The 21,874-nt window shown below is 67.1% G+C and carries 15 protein-coding genes and 2 pseudogenes; 10 read left to right on the top strand and 7 right to left on the bottom strand.

The genetic code is table 11. The annotated features are described in order from the left end of the window. Positions 1 to 52: 52 nt before the first annotated feature. The gene (locus QZH66_RS09715) at positions 53 to 1,666 is read right to left on the bottom strand and encodes a PAS domain-containing sensor histidine kinase (protein WP_305805740.1); all 1,614 of its coding nucleotides are present in this window, start codon (positions 1,664 to 1,666) and stop codon (positions 53 to 55) included. 268 nt (positions 1,667 to 1,934) lie between these two features. On the opposite strand from QZH66_RS09715, the gene sucC reads away from it, so the two are divergent. From sucC to QZH66_RS09695, 4 genes are all read left to right on the top strand, one after another. Further along, complete coding sequence (sucC, locus tag QZH66_RS09710; protein ID WP_305805739.1) at positions 1,935 to 3,098, top strand: ADP-forming succinate--CoA ligase subunit beta; 1,164 nt, start codon at positions 1,935 to 1,937, stop codon at positions 3,096 to 3,098. 24 nt (positions 3,099 to 3,122) lie between these two features. Continuing rightward, entirely contained in the window at positions 3,123 to 3,995 is an 873-nt protein-coding gene (gene sucD, locus QZH66_RS09705; RefSeq protein ID WP_305805738.1) for a succinate--CoA ligase subunit alpha, read from the top strand. Positions 3,996 to 4,695: 700 nt separating this feature from the next. Further along, a complete protein-coding gene (locus QZH66_RS09700; protein WP_305805747.1) occupies positions 4,696 to 5,088 on the top strand; it encodes a DUF559 domain-containing protein in 393 nt (130 codons plus the stop codon). A gap of 1 nt (position 5,089) precedes the next feature. Next, positions 5,090 to 6,727: an NAD+ synthase gene (locus QZH66_RS09695; RefSeq protein ID WP_305805737.1), complete on the top strand. Its 1,638-nt coding sequence runs from the start codon at positions 5,090 to 5,092 to the stop codon at positions 6,725 to 6,727. A 201-nt stretch (positions 6,728 to 6,928) separates the two neighbouring features. On the opposite strand, the gene QZH66_RS09690 is transcribed toward QZH66_RS09695, so the two are convergent. After that, positions 6,929 to 7,813 (bottom strand): outer membrane protein assembly factor BamD, encoded by an 885-nt coding sequence (locus QZH66_RS09690; protein ID WP_305805736.1) that lies wholly within the window; start codon positions 7,811 to 7,813, stop codon positions 6,929 to 6,931. Between the two features lie 114 nt (positions 7,814 to 7,927). Here QZH66_RS09690 and rluD point away from each other — a divergent pair, with 114 nt between their 5' ends. Both rluD and pgeF read left to right on the top strand, forming a co-directional pair. Next, positions 7,928 to 8,911, top strand: coding sequence for a 23S rRNA pseudouridine(1911/1915/1917) synthase RluD (gene rluD / locus QZH66_RS09685; protein ID WP_305805735.1), 984 nt, complete (start codon positions 7,928 to 7,930; stop codon positions 8,909 to 8,911). Positions 8,912 to 8,915: 4 nt separating this feature from the next. After that, the gene (gene pgeF / locus QZH66_RS09680) at positions 8,916 to 9,707 is read left to right on the top strand and encodes a peptidoglycan editing factor PgeF (protein ID WP_305805734.1); all 792 of its coding nucleotides are present in this window, start codon (positions 8,916 to 8,918) and stop codon (positions 9,705 to 9,707) included. 135 nt (positions 9,708 to 9,842) lie between these two features. On the opposite strand, the gene otsA is transcribed toward pgeF, so the two are convergent. The 4 genes and pseudogenes from otsA to QZH66_RS09660 form a co-directional block, all read right to left on the bottom strand. Beyond that, complete coding sequence (otsA, locus tag QZH66_RS09675; RefSeq protein WP_305805733.1) at positions 9,843 to 11,207, bottom strand: alpha,alpha-trehalose-phosphate synthase (UDP-forming); 1,365 nt, start codon at positions 11,205 to 11,207, stop codon at positions 9,843 to 9,845. Then, positions 11,204 to 12,985, bottom strand: coding sequence for a glycoside hydrolase family 15 protein (locus tag QZH66_RS09670; RefSeq protein ID WP_305805732.1), 1,782 nt, complete (start codon positions 12,983 to 12,985; stop codon positions 11,204 to 11,206). Before QZH66_RS09670 ends, otsA begins: the two co-directional genes overlap by 4 nt. Positions 12,986 to 13,055: 70 nt before the next feature. Beyond that, the gene (gene otsB / locus QZH66_RS09665; RefSeq protein WP_305805731.1) at positions 13,056 to 13,802 is read right to left on the bottom strand and encodes a trehalose-phosphatase; all 747 of its coding nucleotides are present in this window, start codon (positions 13,800 to 13,802) and stop codon (positions 13,056 to 13,058) included. Between the two features lie 132 nt (positions 13,803 to 13,934). Beyond that, positions 13,935 to 15,005, bottom strand: a pseudogene (locus tag QZH66_RS09660) (TonB-dependent receptor); the annotation flags it as partial. Here QZH66_RS09660 and QZH66_RS09655 point away from each other — a divergent pair. After that, positions 15,004 to 15,450, top strand: a pseudogene (locus tag QZH66_RS09655) (hypothetical protein); the annotation flags it as partial. The pseudogenes QZH66_RS09660 and QZH66_RS09655 sit on opposite strands and share 2 nt — an antisense overlap. Positions 15,451 to 15,556: 106 nt before the next feature. On the opposite strand, the gene QZH66_RS09650 reads toward QZH66_RS09655, so the two are convergent. Further along, positions 15,557 to 16,261 (bottom strand): glutathione S-transferase, encoded by a 705-nt coding sequence (locus QZH66_RS09650; RefSeq protein ID WP_305805730.1) that lies wholly within the window; start codon positions 16,259 to 16,261, stop codon positions 15,557 to 15,559. Positions 16,262 to 16,595: 334 nt separating this feature from the next. Between QZH66_RS09650 and clpB the strand changes: the two genes are divergently transcribed. From clpB to QZH66_RS09635, 3 genes are all read left to right on the top strand, one after another. Further along, positions 16,596 to 19,181, top strand: coding sequence for an ATP-dependent chaperone ClpB (gene clpB / locus QZH66_RS09645; RefSeq protein WP_305805729.1), 2,586 nt, complete (start codon positions 16,596 to 16,598; stop codon positions 19,179 to 19,181). Between the two features lie 278 nt (positions 19,182 to 19,459). After that, on the top strand, positions 19,460 to 20,746 hold the full coding sequence (locus QZH66_RS09640) for an aminotransferase class I/II-fold pyridoxal phosphate-dependent enzyme (protein ID WP_305805728.1): 1,287 nt from the start codon (positions 19,460 to 19,462) through the stop codon (positions 20,744 to 20,746). 237 nt (positions 20,747 to 20,983) lie between these two features. After that, positions 20,984 to 21,871, top strand: a complete 888-nt coding sequence (locus QZH66_RS09635; protein WP_305805727.1) for an AraC family transcriptional regulator — start codon at positions 20,984 to 20,986, stop codon at positions 21,869 to 21,871. Positions 21,872 to 21,874: the final 3 nt, after the last annotated feature.

Here is a 21,874-nt window from a genome sequence, read left to right as displayed (position 1 = left end):
GAGGACGGCACTTTCCGACAAATCGTGTTGCCGCGCGCGTGCCGCGGCAGGCTCACCCGGCCAGAATCGCCTGCGGCGCGGCCATGATCACGCGGAAGCAGGCGCCGCCGGCCGGCACCGAAATGTAGTCCAGCTGGGCCTGGTTGGCGCGGCACAGCTCCTTGGCGATATACAGGCCCAGCCCGGTGCCGTGTTCGGAGGTGGTGTAGAACGGCCGGAACAGTTGCGCGGCCACCGCGTCGGGAATGCCCGGGCCGCGGTCCATCACATCGATCACCGCGCTGCGTTCGGCGGTGGCCACCCGCAGCCGCACCCGCGCCGGCTCTTCGGCGATGCGCCCGTACTTGAGCGCGTTGTGCACCAGCGAGGTGAGGATCTGGTGCAGGTGCCGGGGGTCCATCAGCGCGGTCACCGAGGACTGGTTGATGATCACTTCCAGGCTGTCGGTCTCGATCGAGAGGCTCTGCCGGTATTCCAGTACGAAGCGGCGTACGAAGCTGCTCAGCTCCAGGTTTTCCGGGTTGGCGCGCTCGCGCCGGGCCAGGCCGAGCACGCTTTCGACAATGCCGTTGGTGCGCTGGCACTGCTGGTGGATGATCTGCAGCAGGCGGCGGTCGGCATCGCCGATATCGGTGGATTCTTCCAGCAGCTGGGTGGCGTAGTTGATCGCGGCCAGCGGATTGCGGATCTCGTGGGCGAGACTGGCCGAGAACCGCCCCAGGGTGGACAGGGTCAGCGATTCGGCGCGGCGCGAGACCACGGTGGAGTCGTCCAGGAACACCAGGGTCAGGTCGCTGTCGGCCAGCAGGCGGGCGAAGCGGGGCTGGATCTCGGGCTGGTCGGGGGCCAGTTGCAACGGCAGCTCGTCTTCGGCCCAGCCATTGCGCCAGCGTTGCAGGCGGCGGCCCAGCTCCGGGGCCACGCTGGCCAATCCAACGCGGCCGCCGGCCAGGTCACTGCCGCCATCGCCGAGCAGCGCCGAAGCCGCTTCGTTGGCCAGGGTCATCCGGCCTTCGCCATCGACCACCAGCACCCCGGTGCGCATGCGGCGGATGATCAGCTCGTTGATCTCGAACAGGTTGGCCACTTCGGCGCCGCGCTGGTCGGCCAGCTGCTGGTTGCGGCGGGCGCGATGGCCGATCTGGTGGCTGATGTAGGCCAGCGCCAGATAGCTGGTGATGAACATGGCCAGCTCGGCGACGGTGCGGGCGGTGCCATCGCCTTCGAGCGCGCGCCAGCCGAATTCGACCACCGTGGCGGCACTGGCCAGCACCGCGATCAGCATGCCGCGCGCCAGCGGCAGCAGCATCGCCGCGGCGGCGATGTTGAACAGCAGCGACATCGAAATGCCGGCACTGGCCCCGGGCAGGGCATGGGTGAGCAGGGTGGCGGCGAGGATGTCGCTGGCCACGCTCCAGAACACGATGGTGTCCAGCCAGCGCTCGTTGCGGCCCCACAGCAGCAGGCCGAGCGAGACGGCCAGATAGCTGATCGAGACGATATCGGCCAGGCGCGGGTGATTCGCCTCGCCGACCAGCATCGACAGCGGGCTGAACAGCAGCGCGGCGATCAGCGAGGCCACCAGCACCCGGTACAGCGCGAAAAAATACAGTTCGCGGCGCGGGATCGATTCGATGCGATCGATGAGCGAAGGACTGGGCGACACGCCGGAACTCCTATCCTGACGACGGCGGCCAGTATAGGGCGTGGCCGCCGGCGCCATCGCGGCGCATCGGGCCGCTGCGCCGGTGGCCCGGGATCACCGGCAAGTGATTGAATATGCGCGGGAAAAGGCAGGTGTGGCGGCCGCTGGTACGGACTTCTTTGCTTGCCGGGCCGCGGTCGGCGACAATATCCGGCCCGCCCGCCCGCATGAAGGCCTGTTTCCGGCCTTGCGGTATGCGTGGCGGTTGTTCCTTTTCCCACGGTGACGCATGAATTTCCACGAATACCAGGCGAAACAACTGTTTGCCGATTACGGCATCCCGGTCCCGGCCGGACGCGTTGCATCCACGGCCGATGAAGCGGTCGAAGCGGCCAAGTCCCTGGGCAATGGCCCCTGGATGGTCAAGGCGCAGATCCATGCGGGCGGCCGCGGCAAGGCCGGTGGCGTGAAGTTCTGCAAGACCCACGACGACGTCAAGGCCGCCGCCGCGAAGATGCTCGGCACCCGCATGGCCACCTACCAGACCGCAGGCGTCGAGTTGCCGGTCAACCTGGTGCTGGTCACCGAAGCCGGCGAGATCGCCAAGGAACTGTACCTGTCGGTGCTGGTCGACCGCGGCACCCAGTCCATCACCTATATCGCCTCCAGCGAAGGTGGCGTGGATATCGAGCAGGTGGCTGCCGAAACCCCCGAGAAGATCGAAACCCTCAACGTCGATTTCGTTGAAGGCTTCCAGGCCTACCAGGGCCGCGAAATCGGCTTCAAGCTCGGCCTGACTGCCAAGCAGGCCAACCAGCTGGCCAAGATCATGGGTGGCCTGTACACCCTGTTCAACGAGAAGGACCTGGCGCTGGTGGAACTGAACCCGCTGGCCATCCTGGACAACGGCGACCTGTACGCGCTCGATGGCAAGGTCGATTCTGACGACAACGCCACCTACCGCCACAAGGACCTGGCCGCGATGCGTGACACCACGCAGGAAGACGAGGCTGAAGTGCGGGCCAGCCAGCACGACCTGAACTACGTGACCATGGACGGCAACATCGGCTGCATGGTCAACGGCGCCGGCCTGGCCATGGCCACGATGGACGTGATCGCGCTCAACGGCGGTTCGCCGGCCAACTTCCTGGACGTGGGCGGCGGCGCCACCAAGGAACGCGTGACCGAGGCGTTCAAGCTGATCCTGTCCTCGGACAAGGTCAAGGCGATCTTCGTCAACATCTTCGGTGGCATCGTCCGCTGCGACATGATCGCCGAAGGCATCATCGCCGCGGTCAAGGAAGTGGACGTCAAGGTTCCGGTGGTGGTGCGTCTGGAAGGCACCAACGTCGAAGCGGGCAAGAAGCTGCTGGCTGAATCCGGTCTGGCCATCACCCCGGCCGACGACATCAATGACGGTGCCAAGAAGGCCGTCGCAGCCGTTGCTGCTTGAACCCACGAGACTAGGAATTAATTCATGTCTGTTTTGATCAACAAGAACACGAAGGTCATCGTGCAGGGCTTCACCGGCCAGCAGGGCACCTTCCACGCCACGCAGATGGTCGAGTACGGCACCCAGGTGGTGGGCGGCGTGACCCCGGGCAAGGGTGGCACCACCCATATCGAACTGCCGGTGTTCAACACCGTGCGCGAAGCCGTGGCCTCCACCGGCGCCGATGCGTCGGTGATCTACGTGCCGCCGGCATTCGCCGCCGATGCGATCCTGGAAGCCGCAGCTGCCGGCATCAAGGTTATCGTCTGCATCACCGAAGGCATCCCGGTGCTGGACATGCTGCGCGTCAAGAACGTGCTGAAGTCGCATCCGGACGTGACCCTGGTCGGCCCGAACTGCCCCGGCGTGATCACCCCGGGCCAGTGCAAGATCGGCATCATGCCGGGCCACATCCACATGCCGGGCAAGATCGGCATCGTGTCGCGCTCGGGCACCCTGACCTATGAAGCCGTCAAGCAGACCACCGCTGCCGGCCTGGGCCAGTCCACCGTCATCGGTATCGGTGGCGACCCGATCAACGGCCTGAACTTCGTCGACTGCCTGAAGCTGTTCAACGAAGACCCGCAGACCGAAGGCATCATCATGGTCGGCGAAATCGGCGGCGACGCCGAGGAAGCCGGTGCCGAGTACATCAAGGCCCACGTGAAGAAGCCGGTCGTCGGCTTCATCGCCGGCGCCTCGGCGCCTCCGGGCAAGCGCATGGGCCACGCCGGCGCCATCGCCTCGGGCGGTTCGGGCACTGCGGCTGGCAAGTTCGCGGCGATGGAAGCGGCAGGCGTCAAGACCGTCCGCTCGCCGGGCGATCTGGGTGCGGCAATCGCGTCGCTGATGAAGTAAGCCGGCATCGCTTTCGAGTGATGCAAGGAAGGCCGCCCTCGGGCGGCCTTCTGCTTTCTGGAGAAATGCAAAGGCGCCCTCATCCGCCCTGCGGGCACCTTCTCCCACAAAGTGGGAGAAGGGAGGTGCCGAGGCAGAAGCGAAAAGCAGAAGCCAGGAGCAGGAGCAGGAGCCAGGAGCCAGGAGCCAGGAGCAGGAGCAGGAGCAGGAGCCAGGAGCAGGAGCAGGAGCCAGGAGCAGGAGCCAGGAGCAGGAGCAGGAGCCAGGAGCCAGGAGCAGGAGCCAGGAGCAGAAGCCAGAAACAGAAGCCAGAAACAGAAGATGTGTCCGGCACTGGCGGACGAAGAGTAGGCGGCAAGGAGGGACTGGTAAAAACCCTGAAAGCTCAGGAAGCTCAGGAAGCTCAGAAAGCTCAGAAAGCTCAGAAAGCTCAGAAAGCTCAGAAAGCCGGGAAAGTCGGGAAAGTCGGGAAAGTCGGGAAAGTCGGGAAAGTCGGAAAGGCCGGAAAGGCCGGAAAGGCCGGAAAGGCCGGAAAGGCCGGAAGAGTTCCGGGCGCGGCTTTTCCCCCCTCTCCCGCCTGCGGGAGAGGGGTTGGGGGTGAGGGCGCCCTTTCCTGACAACCCCTGTCGGCGAGCACCGACGCGCTGAAGTGAGCGTCCGTGGCAACCTCGGCGGATCGTTCATGGGTACGGGGGCAGGTATGCACCAGGGCCGGAAGACCCGATTCGCACGGTTTCTGCGGCGCAATATGACCGAGGCCGAGCGCTGCCTGTGGCGCCGGCTGCGCAATCGCCGGTTGTTGGACTGCAAATTCCGCCGGCAATGGCCGCTGGGGCCGTATATCGTCGATTTCATCTGTCTGGAGTGCCGTCTGGTGATCGAGCTGGACGGCAGCCAGCATCTGGACGCAGCGCGGGGCCTGCGGCGGGATGCCTTCCTGCGCGCAAGCGGCTTTGACGTGCTGCGCTTCTGGAATAATGAGGCATTGGCGAATACCGATGGCATCTGCGACGTGATCGCGCGATCGCTGCTTGTTCTTCGTTCCCCCCTTCCTCCCTCTGCGTTGCAGAAGGACCCCGTACAAGGCGGCTGACATGTCCCAGACCCTGCGCATTGCCATGGCCCAGTTCGACTTCCCGGTCGGGGCGGTCGCGCGCAACAGCGAGCGCATCATCGAGTTGATCCGTGAGGCCCGTGACGAATTCGGGGCCGATGTGGTGCTGTTTCCGGAACTGGCCATCAGTGGCTATCTGCCGGAGGACCTGCTGCTGCGCCCGGGCTTCCTGCGCGATTGCCAGCAGGCGCTGGCACGGATCGCGGCCGCGGTGCAGGGCATCGTCGCGGTGGTGGGCTGGCCGCAGAGTGCCGGCAGCGTGGTCTATAACGCCGCCAGTGTGCTGCGCGATGGCGCGGTCGATCTCACCTACCACAAGCGCGAACTGCCCAATTACGCGGTGTTCGACGAGCGCCGCTATTTCGATGTCGACCCGGAGGGTGGCAGCTGCGTGTTCGCGGTCAATGGCGTGAACCTGGGCCTGCTGGTCTGCGAAGACCTGTGGTTTACCGAGCCGCTGGCCGGCACTGTCGCCGCCGGTGCCGAGCTGGTGCTGGTGCCCAACGCGTCACCGTATGAGCGTGGCAAGCACGCCCAGCGCGATGCGCTGCTGGCCGAGCGTACCCGTGAGAGTGGCGTGGGCATTGTCTACCTCAACACCGTGGGCGGGCAGGACGCGGTGGTGTTCGATGGCGCATCGGTAGTGGCCGATGGCGATGGCACCGTGCACCCGGCCGCAGTGGCGTTTGCCGACGAAATGCTGGTGGTCGACTATGACGTGGCCGCACGCCGTTTCATGCCGCTGCGCTGGATCGATGATGGCGACGAGAGCATGGACGCGCTGGCCTGGCGCGCGATCACCCGCGGCCTGAAGGACTACTGCCACAAGAACGGCTTCGACAGGGTGTGGCTGGGCCTGTCCGGCGGCATCGACTCGGCGCTGGTGCTGGCGCTGGCGGTGGATGCGCTGGGCGCCGACAACGTCACCGCGGTGCGGTTGCCGTCGCGTTATACCGCCGGGATGTCCAACGATCTGGCCGCCGAGCAGTGCCGCGCGCTGGGGGTGAAGCTGGAGGCGGTGTCGATCGAGCCGGTGTTCGAAGGCCTGATGGCTGCGCTGGGGCCGATGTTCGAGGGCCATGCGGCGGACGTCACCGAGGAAAACCTGCAGTCGCGCAGCCGCGGCATGATCCTGATGGCGTTGGCCAACAAGTTCGGTGGGCTGCTGCTGACCACCGGCAACAAGAGCGAATACGCGGTGGGCTACGCCACCATCTATGGCGACATGTGCGGCGGCTATGCGCCGCTCAAGGACCTGTACAAGACGGAGGTGTTCGGGCTGTGCAAATGGCGCAATACGGTGGGCGGGGCGCCGGTGATTCCGCCGGCGGTGATCGCGCGGCCGCCGTCGGCCGAGCTGCGCGCCAACCAGACCGACCAGGATTCGCTGCCGGCCTATGACGTGCTGGACGGCATCCTGTACCGCCATATCGACCAGGAGCAGTCGCGCGAGGAGATGGTCGCCGCCGGTTATGCCGCCGAGGTGGTGGACCGGGTGCTGCGGCTGGTGCGGACCGGCGAGTGGAAGCGGCACCAGGCCGCGCCCGGGCCGAAGGTGTCGCGGCGCGCGTTCGGGCGCGAGCGGCGCTATCCGATCAGCAACGGCTATCGCGGCTGAAGAGGCGGCCGGTGCCGGCGTGCATTGCACCGGCGGCCGGGCAATCCGGCGCTACCGCGGTGCCCAGGCGCATCGGCGCGCATGCAGCCGCGGGGTGCCGGTAGTGGCGACCAGCGGTCGCAGCCACGGCGGGTCCATCCGATACGGCGCAAACAGAAAAGGGACCTTGCGGCCCCTTTCTTGTGCGGCTGAACCCGCCGATTACTTGCGGGTCATCGTGGCATTGCGCTGGCCGGTGCTGGCGGACTTCTCGCCGGCAAACGGGTTGAGCTTGCGCACCATCCACGGATACTTCGGCCAATTGCCCTTCAACCACGGGTGATCGGGCTGGTTCAGTTCGAGCACGCGGCGGGCGTCGGCGGCCAGGGCCTTGTTGCCCAGGCGGGTATAGGCCTCGCCCAGCGCGGCTACCGCGTCGTACTGGTAGGCGCTCTGCGGGTAGGTTTCCAGCAGGTAGCTGGCGCGGCCGGCGGCCGACACCCAGGCGCTGCGGCGCAGGTAATACAGGGCGTCGTCCAGCTCGTGCTGGGCGAACACGTCGCGCAGTTCGACCATCCGCTGGCGCGCGTCCGCGGCGTAGCGGCTGTTCGGGTAGCGCTCGGCCACGGTGTTGAAGTCGGCATAGGCCTGGCGCGGGGTGGACAGGTCGCGGCGGCTCGGGTCCAGCGACCACACGCGGCGCAGGAACACGGTGTCGCGGTTGCTGTTGGACAGGCCACGCAGGTAATACAGGTAGGCGATGTTGCGATGGGTCGGATAGGTGCGGATGAAGCGGTCGATGCTCGACACCGCGTCATCGTGCTTGCCGGCCTTGTACTGGGCGTAGGCGGTTTCGATCATCGCCTGCTCGGTGTACGGACCGTACGGGTACTGGGCCAGCAGCCGCTTGAAGCTGGATTCGGCGCCAGACCAGTTGCCGCCCTCCATCAGTTTGTGGCTCTTTTCGTACAACTGCTCGACCGGCATGCCTTCTTCCGGATTCTTGCCCTTGGTGCCGCGGTGGCAACCTGTGGCAACGAAGACCAGAACCAGCAAAAGGGCGATGAGGCGGACGGGCGCGGACAGCGGGAAAGAGCGTCGGATCATGGGTTCTGGGCAGGACGCGGCAGGAATACGAAGGGGCGATGATAGCCTAGTGGCCTGTCCAGCGACTGACTGTTGCCGCCTGGCCCCCCAATTCCGCCTCCTGCGTACCCCCTTATGTCCGACAATCGCTCCGAATCCCCCCGTCAGGCCGTCGTGCCCGACACCGCCGCCGGCCGCCGTTTCGACGCGGTTCTGGCCGAATTGTTCCCTGAATTTTCCCGTTCGCGGCTGACCGAGTGGATCAAGTCCGGCGATGTGCTGCTGGATGGCGAACCGGTGCGCCCGCGTGAGCCGGTGCGCGGCGGCGAGGTGGCGAGCCTGAATGTGGTGCTGGAAAGCCAGATCCGGGCCGAGCCGGAGGACATCCCGCTGTCGGTGCTGTACGAGGACGAGCAGGTGTTCGTGATCGACAAGCCGGCCGGGCTGGTGGTCCATCCCGGTGCCGGCAACCCGACCGGCACCCTGGTCAACGCGCTGCTGTTCCGTGATCCGGCGCTGGCCCTGGTACCGCGCGCCGGTATCGTCCACCGCCTGGACAAGGACACCAGCGGGGTGATGGTGGTGGCCCGCACCCTGCAGGCGCAGACCGCGCTGGTGGAGCAGCTGTCCGCGCGTGAAGTGCACCGCCAGTATCTGGCGGTGGTGGTCGGGGCGCTGGTGTCCGGCGGTACCGCCGATGCGCCGATCGACCGCCACCCGCGCGACCGCCTGCGCATGGCGGTGCGCGAGGATGGCCGCGATGCGGTCACCCATTACCGCCTGCGCGAGCGCTTCCGCGCCCACACCGCGCTGGAGTGCCGCCTGGAAACCGGCCGCACCCACCAGATCCGCGTGCATATGGCGCATCTGAAATATCCGATCGTCGGTGACCCGGTGTACGGCGGCGCGTTGCGCCTGCCCAAGGGCGCCACCGAGGAACTGGTCGCCGCGCTGCGCGGCTTCAAGCGCCAGGCGCTGCATGCTGAAACCCTGGAGTTCGCACATCCGGTCACTGGCGAGGCGATCCGCAACACCGCACCGGTGCCGGCCGACATGCTGGCGCTGATGCAGGCGCTGCGCGAGGACTCCCGGCAGGCCGCCGAACGCGAGCGGCGCTGAACGCATGTCCGGCGCCGGCCAGCCGCGGTTGCCCGCCCTGTGGGCCGATTGGCCGTCACCGCCGGGGGTGCAGGCGTTCACCACGCTGCGTCACGGTGCCGGCGGCTCGCAGGCGCCGTTTGACGAGTTCAACATGGGCAACCGCTACGCCGCCGATGGCGACGATGCGCAGCAGGTGCAGCGCAACCGCGATGAACTGATCGCACGGGCGCACCTGCCATCGGCACCGCACTGGTTGCGGCAGGTACACGGGACCGGCGTGCTGCGCTTCACCGCGCCGCCGCAGGCCCAAGGGGTGGAGGTGGAGCCGGAGGCCGATGCGGCGATGACGTCGGTGCCCGGCGTGGTGCTGGCGATCCTCACCGCCGATTGCCTGCCGGTGGTATTTGCCGCGCGCGATGGCAGTGAAGTGGCCGCCGCCCATGCCGGCTGGCGCGGGCTGGCCGACGGCATGCTGGAGGCGACACTGGCGGCGATGCGCGCACCGGCCGCACAGGTCATCGCCTGGTTGGGGCCGGCCGCCGGACCGGCGCACTATGAAATCGGCAGTGACGTGCGCGACGCGTTTCTCGCCCACGACCCTGCCGCGGCCGCCGCGTTCCACGCCACCCGCCCCGGCCACTGGCGGGCGGATCTGTATGCGCTGGCCCGGCAGCGGCTGCAGGCCGCCGGGATGCGGGCGGCCGACCTGCATGGCGGCACCCAGTGCACCATCGCCGAGGCGCAGAAGTATTTTTCCCACCGCCGCGACCGCCGCAGCGGGCGCATGGCCACCGTGGTGTGGATGACGCCGTGAACTGGGCGCGCTCGGGCAGGGCCGGGCGCCGGTTTTGAACAGTGGCCACGGTCGCTGCGCGCGCTGCATTCGCTTGCACCGCGCCGCCGTTGGCGCAGGAAAACGGGGGGCCGGGCACGGCTGTCGCCGCGCTCGCTATTCCTCCAGCGCCGCCAGGTAGGTGCGCCGCCAGTGGTTGATATCGTGACTGCGCAGCTGCTCCATCATCGTCTGCCAGCGTTCGATCCGCTCGGCCAGGGGCATGCTCAGCGCGGTGGCGATCGCATCGGCCACCCCGTCCAGATCATGCGGGTTCACCAGCAGCGCCTGTTTGAGCTGGTCCGCAGCGCCGGCCAGCAGCGACAGCACCAGGACCCCGGGATCCTGCGGATTCTGTGAGGCCACATATTCCTTGGCGACCAGATTCATGCCGTCGCGCAGCGGGGTGACCAGACCGATGCGGGCGACGCGGTAGAACCCGGTCAGCGTGCTGTGGGCATAGTTCTGGTTGACGTATCGCAGCGGCGTCCAGTCGGCCTCGGCATGGCCCCCGTTGATGTGCCCGGCCAGCTGTTCCAGCTCCGCGCGCAAGTGCCGGTACTCGGCCACGCCGCCGCGCGAAAGCGGGGCGATCTGCAGATAGGTCAGCTGGCCCTTGTGCTGCGGGTGGCGCTGGATGAAGCGTTCGAAACCGTTGAAGCGTTCGGGCAGGCCTTTGGAGTAGTCCAGACGGTCCACGCCGATCGCCAGCCTGCGTGGCTGCAGGCTGCGCTGCAGATCACGCACGGCAGCATTGTTGACTGCCGCCGCGCTCTGCTGGGCGATGCGGGGGGTGTCGATGCCGATGGGAAAGGCGCGGGCACGGAACCGGCGGCCGTCGGGCGCCTGCAGGACACTGTCGGTGACAATCCGGCAGCCGCCAAACAGGCGCGCATAGGACTGGAAGCGGTCGACGTCGCGCCGGGTCTGGAATCCCAGCAGGTCATAGGCGTACAGCGCCGAAAACAGCAGCCGATGGTCGGGCATGGCCTGTATCAGGTCGGCTGATGGCATCGGCACATGCAGGAAGAAGCCGATGCGGCAGCCGATGCCGCGCTCACGCAGCATCGCCGCCAGCGGGATCAGGTGGTAGTCGTGGATCCAGACCACATCGTCTTCGCGCAGGTACGGGGCCAGCTTTTCGGCAAACAGCGCGTTGACCCGGTGGTAGCCGGCGCGGGTGGCGCGGTCGTAGTCCACCAGATCCAGGCGGAAGTGCAGCAGCGGCCACAGCGTGCGATTGGAAAAACCGTTGTAGTAGGTGTCCAGGTCGGCCTTGGCCAGGTCCATGGTGACGAAACGCAGGTCGCCATCGCGCTGCTCGTGCAACTCGCCGCTGGCGCCGCGCGCGGTCTTGCCACTCCAGCCGAACCACAGTCCGCCGCGTTCCTTCAGCGCCGCCAGCAGGCCGACCGCCAGGCCGCCCGCCCGGCTCTCGCCGGGGACGGCCACACGGTTGGAGACCACCACCAGCCGGCTCATGAAGCGTCCTGCCAGCTGCGTGACAACCGCATTGCCGCGGTGATCAGGCCCACGTGCGAGTAGGTCTGCGGGAAATTGCCCCACAGGCTGCCATCGTCGAACGCCACGTCTTCGGACAGCAGGCCCAGATGGTTGCGCCGCGCCAGCACCGATTCGAACATCGTCCGTGCTTCGTCCCGGCGGCCAATGGCGGCCAACGCATCGATGTACCAGAACGTGCAGATGGTGAAGCTGGTTTCCGGCGCGCCGAAATCATCCGGCGCGGCATAGCGGTACAGCGCATCGCCGTGCCGCAGGTCGCGCCCGATCGCCTCGACCGTGGCGATGAAGCGGCGGTCGTGCGCGTCGACAAAACCGATATCGGCCAGCAGCAGCAACGAGGCATCCAGCCCCTGGCCGCCGAAGGTATCGGTGAAATGGCCCAGGCGCTCATTCCAGCCGGCGCTGATCGCGTGGTCGTGGATGTCGTCGGCGTGCTGGCGCCAGTAGCGCTGGCGCGCGTCCAGCCCGAGTCTGGCGGCGATTTTTGCCAACCGGTCGCAGGCAGCCCAGCACATCGCCGCGGTGTAGGTGTGCACCCCGGTGCGGCCGCGGAACTCCCACAGGCCGGCGTCGGGCACGTTGTACAGCGCCCGCGCCCGCTCGCCCAGCGGCTCCAGCCGGGCAAAGGTATGCGCATCGCCCGGGTCCTGCAGGCGCTGGTCGAAGAACAGCTGGGTGGAGGCCAGCACCACGCTGCCATAGACATCGTGCTGCTGCTGCACCCAGGCCAGGTTGCCGCGGCGTACCGGCCCCATGCCGCGGTAGCCGGCCAGGGTGGGGACTTCGTGCTCGGCCAGTTCGCGCTCGAAGCCGATGCCGTACAGCGGCTGCAGGGTGCCATCGGCAGTGGCGAGGTTGAAGATGTAGTGCAGGAATTCCTCCATCGAGCGGGTAGCGCCAAGCCGGTTCAGCGCGCGTACCACGAACGCGGCATCGCGCAGCCAGCAGTAGCGGTAGTCCCAGTTGCGCGCGCTGCCGGGTGCCTCGGGAATGGAGGTGGTCATCGCGGCGATGATCGCGCCGCTGTCCTCGTACTGGCACAGCTTCAGGGTGATCGCGCTGCGGATCACCGCCTCCTGCCATTCCAGCGGGATCGACAGATAGCGCACCCATTCGCGCCAGTAAGCGCCGGTCAGGTTCTGCGCGTCGTCGGCATAGCTGCGCAGCGGGCGGTCCAGGGTCTCGTCCACGCCCAGCACCAGCTCCACCGGGTGGTTGAGCACGAAGGGCAGCTGGTCGCGGACCAGCCGCACCGGCACGTCGGTGGTCAGGCGCAGGGTGAAGCCGGGCAGCTTCCAGCGCAGATGATTGCTGCCCCAGGTCGATTCGGGTTGGCGCGCGGCCCAGTCGGCCAGCGGGCGCACGCGGATCACGATGCGCGGGCTGCCGGCCAACGGGCGCACCCGCCGGATCAGGCTGGGCGGCCGGTAGAAACGGTCGTTGCGGCGCCAGCGCGGGGCGAAATCGATTATCTCGACGGCGCCGCCGTGGCGATCGCGCAGCACGGTACGCAGGATCGCGGTATTGGGCAGGTAGTGCTGCTCGCTGTCGGCGAAGTCTTCCAGCTCGATGGCGAAGTCGCCGCCTTCCTGGGTCTGCGGCGAGAGCAGCGCGCAAAACGCCGGGTCGCCGTCAAATGCCGGCAGGCAACTCCATACCACGCGGGCGCGGCGGTCGATCAGCGCACCGAAGCTGCAATTGCCGACGACACCCAGGTCGAGATCGGGTTGGATCATGCGCTTGTTTCTCCTCGTTGCTGCCTTCCGGCCGCGCGCAATGGCGCCAGGCCGGTTGTCACGGATGGGTTCAACGCGCGCTGGCCAGCAACCAGGCGTGGACCGCGTCGACATCCGCCAGCCGGTAGCGGGCCTGCGTGTCCGCGCGCGCGCCGACCAGTACGCCCCAGCCGCCATGGTGTGTGGCCGCGGCGAAGCCGGATTCGTCGGTCAGGTCGTCGCCGGCGAACACCGGCCGGCGTCCGGCAAACGGCGGCTGCCGCATCAGCGCTGACAACGCCGAGCCCTTGTCGCTGCCGGCCGGGACGAACTCGACCACATGGTTGCCCGGTTGCAGCCGGTAGCCCGGCAGCGCCTGGATCTGCGCGTGTGCGAACGCCGTGACCGCGTCGGCGCTGTGCACCGCACCCCGCCAGTGCAGGGCCAGTGCGCTGCCTTTGTTTTCCACCAGTACGCCGGGATGGGCGTGGGCCAGTTGCATCGAGCGCTGATGCAGGGCATGCAGCCGTTCGGGCACCTGGTCGGAGTTGGCCGAGAGCAGATCGCCGTTGCGCAACTGGTGGCCGTGCAAACCGGCGGCGGGCAGTTGCAGCGGGTCGAACAGGGCGTCGAGCTGCGCCAGCGGGCGCCCGCTGACCAGCGCCACCGCCCCGTGCAGCATGTCGGTGAGCCGCTCGATGTCGTCACGCACCGCGGGCGCCAGCCGCACCTCGGCCGGATGATCGGCAAATTCGACCAGAGTGCCGTCAACATCCAGAAACAGGGCGCAGTCGGCATCCAGCAGCGGAGGTGGGCTGGACGTGGAAACAGTAGCCATGCCGCGCACCCTGCCATGGCATGCGTGAGCGTCCGGTCATCGCCGGCGCCCGGTCGGGCCGGACCGGGAATCACGTGGCGTGATCCATGCGCGCTGCACTCCGGCAGCGCGCATGCCGCCGGCACATTCGCTTCAGAACGTGTAACGCACCCGGCCGTACCAGTACGCGCCATTGCTGCCGATCGGCGAAAGCACGTCGTAGGGCAGGTTGCCGAAGTAATGGATGTCCGCGTTGGAGCGGTCGACATAGTTGTCGGCCAGGTTCTGTGCGCCGATGGCCGCGGACCACTGCGCGGTGAGGCGCACCTCGACTTCGGCGTCCAGCTGCCACTCGGCGCCGTAGGTCTGTGCGGGGGTATAGCCGCCGCCGAAATCGAACACGCGCCTGGCGCTGCCGTAGCGGTTGAGGCGGCTGTTCAACGACCAGCGGTCGTTGCTCCAGCTGGCGGCGAACTGCGCGCGGGTGCGTGGCGCGGCGTCGGTCAGCGTGTTGCTCTCCTCCACGCCGAACAGCACGTAGTCCGGGTCCAGTGCCAGCAACTGCGCCGGCGTGGCCAGCACGTTCTTCAGCTCGGTCTTGGCGTAGCTCCAGGTGCCGGTCAGCAGCAGCTCGCCATCGCCCAGCGACTGCCGCCAGTTGCCGACGAACTCGGCGCCACGGGTGCGGGTGTCGGCGGCGTTGACGAAGTAGTGCGCGCTTTCCAGCCCGCCGATGCCGAACTGCTGCTGGACGAAATCGGTCAGCGCATCGCCGCGGATACTCTCCGACAATGCGATGCGGTCGTCGATGTCGATCTGGAACAGGTCCAGCGACAGATCGAAGTGGCTGCCGATCTGGCTGGTGAAGCCCAGGCTGGTGTTGATCGACTTTTCCGGCTTGAGGTCGGTAGCGCCGAGGGCGCGCGCAATCGGATTGTTCACCGACAGCAGCCGGCCCTGCACCAGCTGGCCATCGGCGGTGTAGCCGGTGGAGGTGGACTCGAAGCCGATCTGGCTCAACGACGGCGCGTGGAAGTTGTTGGAGACCGAGCCACGCAGCGCGAACGCCGGGGCGAAGGCATAGCGCGCGCCAATTTTGCCGGTCAGCTCGCCACCGAAATCCTGGTAGTGCTCGTAGCGTGCCGCGATATCGGTGGAGAACTTCTCGCCGAAGGTGGAGGACAGGCTGCTGTAGGCGCTGAACACCTCGCGCGGCAGATCCGCCTTCCACGCCACGCCACGCGAACATGCCGGGGCGATGGTGCTGGGCTTTTTGCCATCGGTGGCCTATCTGCTGGCGATCAAGGCGCCGGGCTGGATCGCCCCGGAGCAGTTGGTGGCGATGACCACCACCCTGGATGGCCACGGCCTGCCCGAGCTGGCGGTGATCTTCACCCTCGGCAACGGCTTCATCATCACCGCGATGCTGTGGATCGCCACCGTGGTGGCGATGATCGACCAGCGGCTGCTGCGCGCCTCGGCGTTCCTGCTGGTGGCCGCGGGCCTGAGCCTGTTCGGGCTGATCCATTCGGTCGATCCGCGCGGCGGCATCTACCTGCCCTGGCAGCTGGTCGGGTTGCCGAAGATCATCATGTGGCAGTTCGCCGGCGCGTATGTGGCGCTGGCCGGGTTGCTGGCGCTGCTGTCGTTGCAGAAGCAGGAGCGCTGACGAGGGGCGAGCGTAGTGCCGGCCGCTGGCCGGCTCTGCGTGGGCCTCCTGCCGCCGGGTTGCCGGCCAGCGGCCGGCACTACCGATCCGGGTCGATGTGCGGGAATCAGGCCTCGCCATCCAGCTCCGGATAGTGCCGGAAGATGCCGTTGGTGTTGAACGGCAGGCGCCGTGCGGAGGCCAGATAGGCGGCGATGTTCGGCCGCCGCGCCACCCGGTCCTTGAGCGCGCGCAGCAGCGGCAGCGATAGCGCGTGCATCCGCCGCGGGAACATGTAGTCCAGCCCGCTCAGCAGCTGGAACAGCGACAGATCGACGTAGGAATGTTCGCGCAACGGATGGCGCCCGCCGTTGTGCTCCAGCACGGCTTCGAAATACCCCAGGAATTTCGGCAGGCGCTCGCCGCGCATCCCCTGCGCCCGCGCCCTGGCTTCGTGCTTCTGCTCCTCGTAATACTTCGATGCCGCGATCGGATGATGGGTGTCGTGCACTTCGGCGACCAGATCGGCGATGGTCAACTGCAGTTGCAGCGCCTGCTGCCGGCGGGAAACCGCATCCGGTACCAACCCCAGCGCCGGGCCGAGGTGGTCCAGGATGGCGGCAACCTGGGCGATCAGCTGTGGGCCGGCCTTGAGGAAGGGCGGCGCGAACGGACGCAGGCCATTGGCCTGGCCGGCCAGCAATGGCTGCATAACCGCATCGCCGTACACACGCGCCATATCGGTGTAGCCGGCACCGGCGTCTTCCAATGCCAGCCGGATGAATTCACCCCGGCCCTGGATACCGGTCCAGTAGTACAGCTGGTAGTGCATGGCAATGCCCGCGGCGACCCGTCCGCAGCATCACCCCGTCGACCGCAAGCATGTGTGAGCAAAGCGCGGCGGCACGGTTGGCGCGGCAACAGAGCGCCGGTGCGCCCGGCGGCGCCGGCCACCGCGTTGCAGACCCATCCTGCCAGGTGCGGATCACCGTCCGAGCCGGCTGCGGGATTGCGCAGGATCAAGGTGCTTGCGTCCATGCCGGCCATACTGGCGGCAGCGGTGGCGGGCGCTGAACCGGGCCGGCCCCCGGACTTGAATCACGCCCGCGCAACCGCATCTGGACGAGTATTGCCGGCATTGCCGGCCCCTTATCGAGAAGACCACCATGCGGATGGACAAGCTCACTTCCAACTTCCAGAAGGCGTTGGCGGACGCCCAGTCGCTGGCCGTGGGCCGCGACCACAACATCATCGAACCGGTGCACGTGCTCAGCGCGCTGCTCGACCAGTCCGGCGGCAGCAGCCGGCCGCTGCTGGCCCAGGCCGGGGTCAACGTGCCGGTGTTGCGCGAGCGCCTGAACGAGGCGCTCGAGGCGCTGCCCAAGGTCTCCGGCCAGGACGGCAACCTGTCGATCGGCAACGACCTCAACCGCCTGCTCAACCAGACCGACAAACTGGCCCAGCAGCACAACGACCAGTTCATCGCCAGCGAGTGGTTCCTGCTCGCGGCGGCCGACGATGGTGGTGTGATGGGCATGGCCCTGCGGGCGGCGGGCGGCGACAAGAAGCGGATCGAGGCCGCGATTGAAAAACTGCGCGGCGGGGAAAGCGTGCAATCGGAAAATACCGAGGAACAGCGCCAGGCGCTGGAGAAATACACCATCGACCTGACCGCGCGCGCCGAGAGCGGCAAGCTCGATCCGGTGATCGGCCGCGATGAGGAGATCCGCCGCACCATCCAGGTGCTGCAGCGTCGTACCAAGAACAACCCGGTGCTGATCGGCGAACCCGGCGTGGGCAAGACCGCGATTGTCGAAGGGCTGGCCCAGCGCATCATCCACGACGAGGTGCCCGAAGGCCTGAAGGGCAAGCGCGTGCTGTCGCTGGACATGGGCGCGCTGATCGCCGGGGCCAAGTTCCGTGGCGAGTTCGAAGAGCGGCTCAAGGCGGTACTCAACGACCTGTCCAAGAACGAGGGCCAGATCATCCTGTTCATCGACGAGCTGCACACCATGGTCGGCGCCGGCAAGGCGGAAGGCGCGATGGACGCCGGCAACATGCTCAAGCCGGCGCTGGCGCGCGGCGAGCTGCACTGCATCGGCGCCACCACGCTGGACGAGTACCGCAAGTACATCGAAAAGGACGCCGCGCTGGAACGCCGCTTCCAGAAGGTGTTCGTCGGCGAGCCGACGGTGGAGGACACCATCGCGATCCTGCGTGGGCTGAAGGAAAAATACGCGGTGCACCACGCGGTGGAGATCACCGACCCGGCGATCGTCGCCGCGGCCACGCTCTCGCACCGCTATATCAGTGACCGCCAGTTGCCGGACAAGGCGATTGACCTGATGGATGAGGCGGCCTCGCGCATCCGCATGGAGATCGACTCCAAGCCGGAGGAACTGGACCGGCTGGAGCGGCGCCTGATCCAGCTCAAGATCCAGCGCGAGATGTTGAAAAAGGAGAAGGACGAGGCCTCGCGCAAGCGGCTGGCCGATCTGGAGGCCGATATCGACACGCTGGAGCGCGAGTTTTCCGACCTCAATGAAATCTGGAAGTCGGAGAAGGCCGCGCTGCAGGGCGCCACCCGGATCAAGGAACAGGTGGAACAGGCCAAGCTCGACCTGGAGGCTGCCCAGCGCCGGCAGGATTTCGCCAAGATGAGCGAGATCCAGTATGGGTTGCTGCCGAATCTGGAAAAGCAGCTGGCCGCTGCGCAGGATGTGGACCGCAAGGATTTCCGCCTGGTGCAGGACCGCGTGACCGACGCGGAGATCGCCGAGGTGGTGTCGCGCTGGACCGGCATCCCGGTCAACCGCATGCTCGAAGGCGAGCGCGACAAGCTGCTGCGCATGGAGGCCATGCTGCACAACCGCGTGGTCGGCCAGGACGAGGCGATCAAGGTCGTCTCCGACGCGGTGCGGCGCTCGCGTGCCGGCCTGTCCGATCCGAACCGGCCGAGCGGCTCGTTCCTGTTCCTGGGTCCGACCGGCGTGGGCAAGACCGAGCTGTGCAAGGCGCTGGCCGAGTTCCTGTTCGACAGTGCCGATGCCATGGTCCGCATCGACATGAGCGAGTTCATGGAAAAACACAGCGTCGCGCGCCTGATCGGGGCGCCGCCGGGCTATGTCGGGTACGAAGAGGGCGGCTATCTGACCGAGGCCGTGCGCCGGCGTCCGTACTCGCTGATCCTGCTCGACGAGGTGGAGAAGGCGCACAGCGATGTGTTCAACATCCTGCTGCAGGTGCTCGACGACGGTCGCCTCACCGATGGCCAGGGCCGCACCGTGGACTTCCGCAACACCGTCATCGTGATGACCTCCAACCTGGGCTCGCACCAGATCCAGGACATGGGCAGCGATGACAGCCCGGAGGCCTATACGCAGATGAAGGCGGCGGTGATGGGCGTGGTGCAGGCGCATTTCAGGCCGGAGTTCATCAACCGCCTGGACGACATCGTCGTGTTCCATCCGCTGGACAAGCAGCAGATCAAGCAGATCGCGCGGATCCAGATGCGCGGGCTGGAAAAGCGGCTGGGCGAGCGCGGACTGAAACTGGAGGTGTCCGACAGTGCGTTCGAACTGCTCGGCGACTTTGGTTTCGATCCGGTCTATGGCGCGCGTCCGCTCAAGCGTGCGATCCAGTCGCAGCTGGAAAATCCGTTGGCGCAGAAGATCCTGTCCGGCGACTTCCTCAGCGGCGACACCATCCAGGTCGACGCCGCAGGTGGCCATCTGCAGTTCGCAAAAGCCTGATCCGCGTCCGTGGTCACCATCAACGCCCCGCACCGCGGGGCGTTTTCTTTGCGGTAGGGGCTGCGGGTTTGCAGGCGTGCCGCAGCGAGGGCGTGGCGACCGGCTTGGGCGGACGTGTGTTGCCCGCGCCGTGGATTGCTGCTGCAGAAGGGCGTATGCGTTGATGTCGTGCAGGCATGACGTGATCCACTTCGGGCATAAGTATCGGCTGCAACGGTCGCCGGCAAGGAGGAGCTGTTGGGCTATCGTCGACGCTCCGCCTTTCCGTGAGCCCGGTGATGAGCAACCCGCAGTGGAAACCAGAAACCATCGCTGTCCACGGCGGGTATTCGCCCGACCCGACCACGCGCGCGGTGGCGGTGCCGATCTACCAGACGGTGGCCTATGCGTTCGACGACACCCAGCACGGCGCCGACCTGTTCGATCTGAAGGTGCCGGGCAATATCTACACCCGCATCATGAACCCCACCACCGACGTGCTGGAAAAGCGCATCGCCGCGCTGGAAGGCGGCATCGGTGCATTGGCACTGGCCTCGGGGCAGGCGGCGGTGACCTATGCGATCCAGACGCTCGCCGAGGCCGGCGACAACATCGTTTCCTCCAGTGCACTGTACGGCGGCACCTACAACCTGTTCGCGCACACGCTGCCGCAATTCGGCATCCACACCCGCTTTGCCGACCCCGCCGACCCGCAGGCATTCGCGGCGCTGATCGACGCGCGTACCAAGGCGGTCTTCATCGAATCCATCGGCAACCCGCGCGGCAACATCACCGACATCGAAGCGATCGCGAAGGTCGCCCATGCCCACGGTGTGCCGGTGATCGTCGACAACACCGTGGCCACCCCGTACCTGCTGCGGCCGTTCGATTTCGGCGCCGACATCGTGGTGCATTCGTTGACCAAATACCTCGGCGGACATGGCACCAGTCTGGGTGGGGCGATCGTCGACTCCGGCCGCTTTCCGTGGGCCGAACACAAGGCGCGTTTCCCGCGGCTCAATACCCCCGACGTCAGCTACCACGGCGTGGTCTATACCGAAGCGCTGGGCGCGGCTGCCTATATCGGCCGCGCCCGCGTGGTGCCGCTGCGCAATACCGGCGCGGCGATCTCGCCGTTCAACGCGTTCCTGATCCTGCAGGGCATCGAAACGCTGGCGTTGCGCATGGACCGGATCAACAGCAATACGCTGGCCGTGGCCCACTACCTGCAGAAGCATGCCAAGGTGGCATGGGTGAACTACGCCGCGCTGCCGGACCATCCGGAGCATGCGCTGGTGCAGAAGTATCTGCGCGGGCACGGCTCGGGCGTGCTCACCTTCGGCCTGCCCGGCGGCCGCGAAGCCGGCGCGCGTTTCCTGGATGCGCTGCAGCTGTTCACCCGGCTGGTGAACCTGGGCGATGCCAAGTCGCTGGCCACGCATCCGGCTTCGACCACCCATCGCCAGCTGGATCCGGCCGAGCTGGCGCAGGCCGGGGTGTCGCTGGATACGGTGCGGCTGTCGATCGGCATCGAGCACATCGACGACCTGCTGGCGGATCTGCAGCAGGCGCTGGAGAACGCATAGGGCCGAGCATGGGTCGGCTGCCGCAATGCCAGTGCCAGCGGTAAGGCGGCATACGCTGTCTCGGCTGTCCACTGGGCAGCAGGAACGCAGCCGGCCGACAATCGGCTCCAGTGGCACCGCAACCGGATGGGCGCGTCGAGGACTACGATCCCCCGGTCGCGGCGCAACTGCGCAAGATCGGCCACGCGCCGGGCCGGGGATCCACGCATGCTGAGCCACCCCGAAATGGAGAAGGTCATGAGCCGCATCGCACAGATCCGCCAGCGTCACGGCATCGACCGCGTCATCGCCCACCTGCAGGACTGCCTGCGCCAAGGGCATCCATTGCCGGATCTTGAGGTGCTTGCAGCGATTGCCCACCAGTCGCCGTTCCACTTCCACCGTCTGTACCGCGCGTTGACCGGCGAGACTCCCGGTCGCACGGTGGCCCGACTGCGTCTGCTGCATGCGTTGCAGTTGTTGGCCCAGGCCGACAGCCGTGTGACCGAGGTGGCCCTGAAGGTGGGGTATGAGAGTCCGCAGGCGTTGGCACGTGCCTGCCGGCAGGCATTCGATGCCACCCCCAGCGCGCTGCGCGAGGATGCGGCATTGCGCAGCTACTGGCAGCAGCAGTTCGCCTTGCCGGCCGGCGATCATGCCAACGAAGAGGTCCCGCTGCAGGTCAAGGTGACCACGCTGGAGCCGTTCGACGTGGTGGTGGTGCGCCAGCGCGGTGCCTTCGACGACCTCGACCAGGCATTCGGCCAGGTGTATGCATGGGCTGCCGAGCAGGGGCTGGCCGGGCAGCTCCAGCAGTTGGTCGGCATCGCCTATACCGACCACCGTGACATGCCAAAACGCGAGTGCGAGTTCGATTGCGGGATGGGCTTCGGCCACGTGCCGGCCTCGCTGCCGGCACCGCTGCGCCAGCTGACCCTGGGCGATGGCGAGTACGCGGTGCTGCACCACGTGGGCAGTTACGCCGGGCTGGAAGCGGCCGCCAATGCGCTGCTGCGCCAGTGGTGGCCGGACAGCGGTCGCGTGCTGCGTGACGCGCCGCTGTACTACCACTATCTGGACGACCCGGAAGACGTACCCGAAGCGATCCTGCGCGCCGATATCTGCGTGCCGCTGCAGCCGCGTTGAGCC

Origin of the sequence: Stenotrophomonas sp. YIM B06876 (assembly GCF_030711595.1) — a bacterium.
In the GTDB taxonomy this organism is placed as follows: Bacteria; Pseudomonadota; Gammaproteobacteria; order Xanthomonadales; family Xanthomonadaceae; genus Stenotrophomonas.
Note: the sequence above shows the minus strand (reverse complement) of the source record. Positions and strands in the feature narration are given on the sequence as shown.

Coding starts and splice junctions, on each gene's coding strand:
- otsB (WP_305805731.1), bottom strand. CDS start 13,802: ATGGCTACTGTTTCCACGTCCAGCCCACCTCCGCTGCTGGATGCCGAC.
- pgeF (WP_305805734.1), top strand. CDS start 8,916: ATGTCCGGCGCCGGCCAGCCGCGGTTGCCCGCCCTGTGGGCCGATTGG.
- QZH66_RS09640 (WP_305805728.1), top strand. CDS start 19,460: ATGAGCAACCCGCAGTGGAAACCAGAAACCATCGCTGTCCACGGCGGG.
- QZH66_RS09650 (WP_305805730.1), bottom strand. CDS start 16,261: ATGCACTACCAGCTGTACTACTGGACCGGTATCCAGGGCCGGGGTGAA.
- clpB (WP_305805729.1), top strand. CDS start 16,596: ATGCGGATGGACAAGCTCACTTCCAACTTCCAGAAGGCGTTGGCGGAC.
- otsA (WP_305805733.1), bottom strand. CDS start 11,207: ATGAGCCGGCTGGTGGTGGTCTCCAACCGTGTGGCCGTCCCCGGCGAG.
- QZH66_RS09670 (WP_305805732.1), bottom strand. CDS start 12,985: ATGATCCAACCCGATCTCGACCTGGGTGTCGTCGGCAATTGCAGCTTC.
- QZH66_RS09700 (WP_305805747.1), top strand. CDS start 4,696: ATGCACCAGGGCCGGAAGACCCGATTCGCACGGTTTCTGCGGCGCAAT.
- sucC (WP_305805739.1), top strand. CDS start 1,935: ATGAATTTCCACGAATACCAGGCGAAACAACTGTTTGCCGATTACGGC.
- rluD (WP_305805735.1), top strand. CDS start 7,928: ATGTCCGACAATCGCTCCGAATCCCCCCGTCAGGCCGTCGTGCCCGAC.
- QZH66_RS09690 (WP_305805736.1), bottom strand. CDS start 7,813: ATGATCCGACGCTCTTTCCCGCTGTCCGCGCCCGTCCGCCTCATCGCC.
- QZH66_RS09635 (WP_305805727.1), top strand. CDS start 20,984: ATGAGCCGCATCGCACAGATCCGCCAGCGTCACGGCATCGACCGCGTC.
- sucD (WP_305805738.1), top strand. CDS start 3,123: ATGTCTGTTTTGATCAACAAGAACACGAAGGTCATCGTGCAGGGCTTC.
- QZH66_RS09695 (WP_305805737.1), top strand. CDS start 5,090: ATGTCCCAGACCCTGCGCATTGCCATGGCCCAGTTCGACTTCCCGGTC.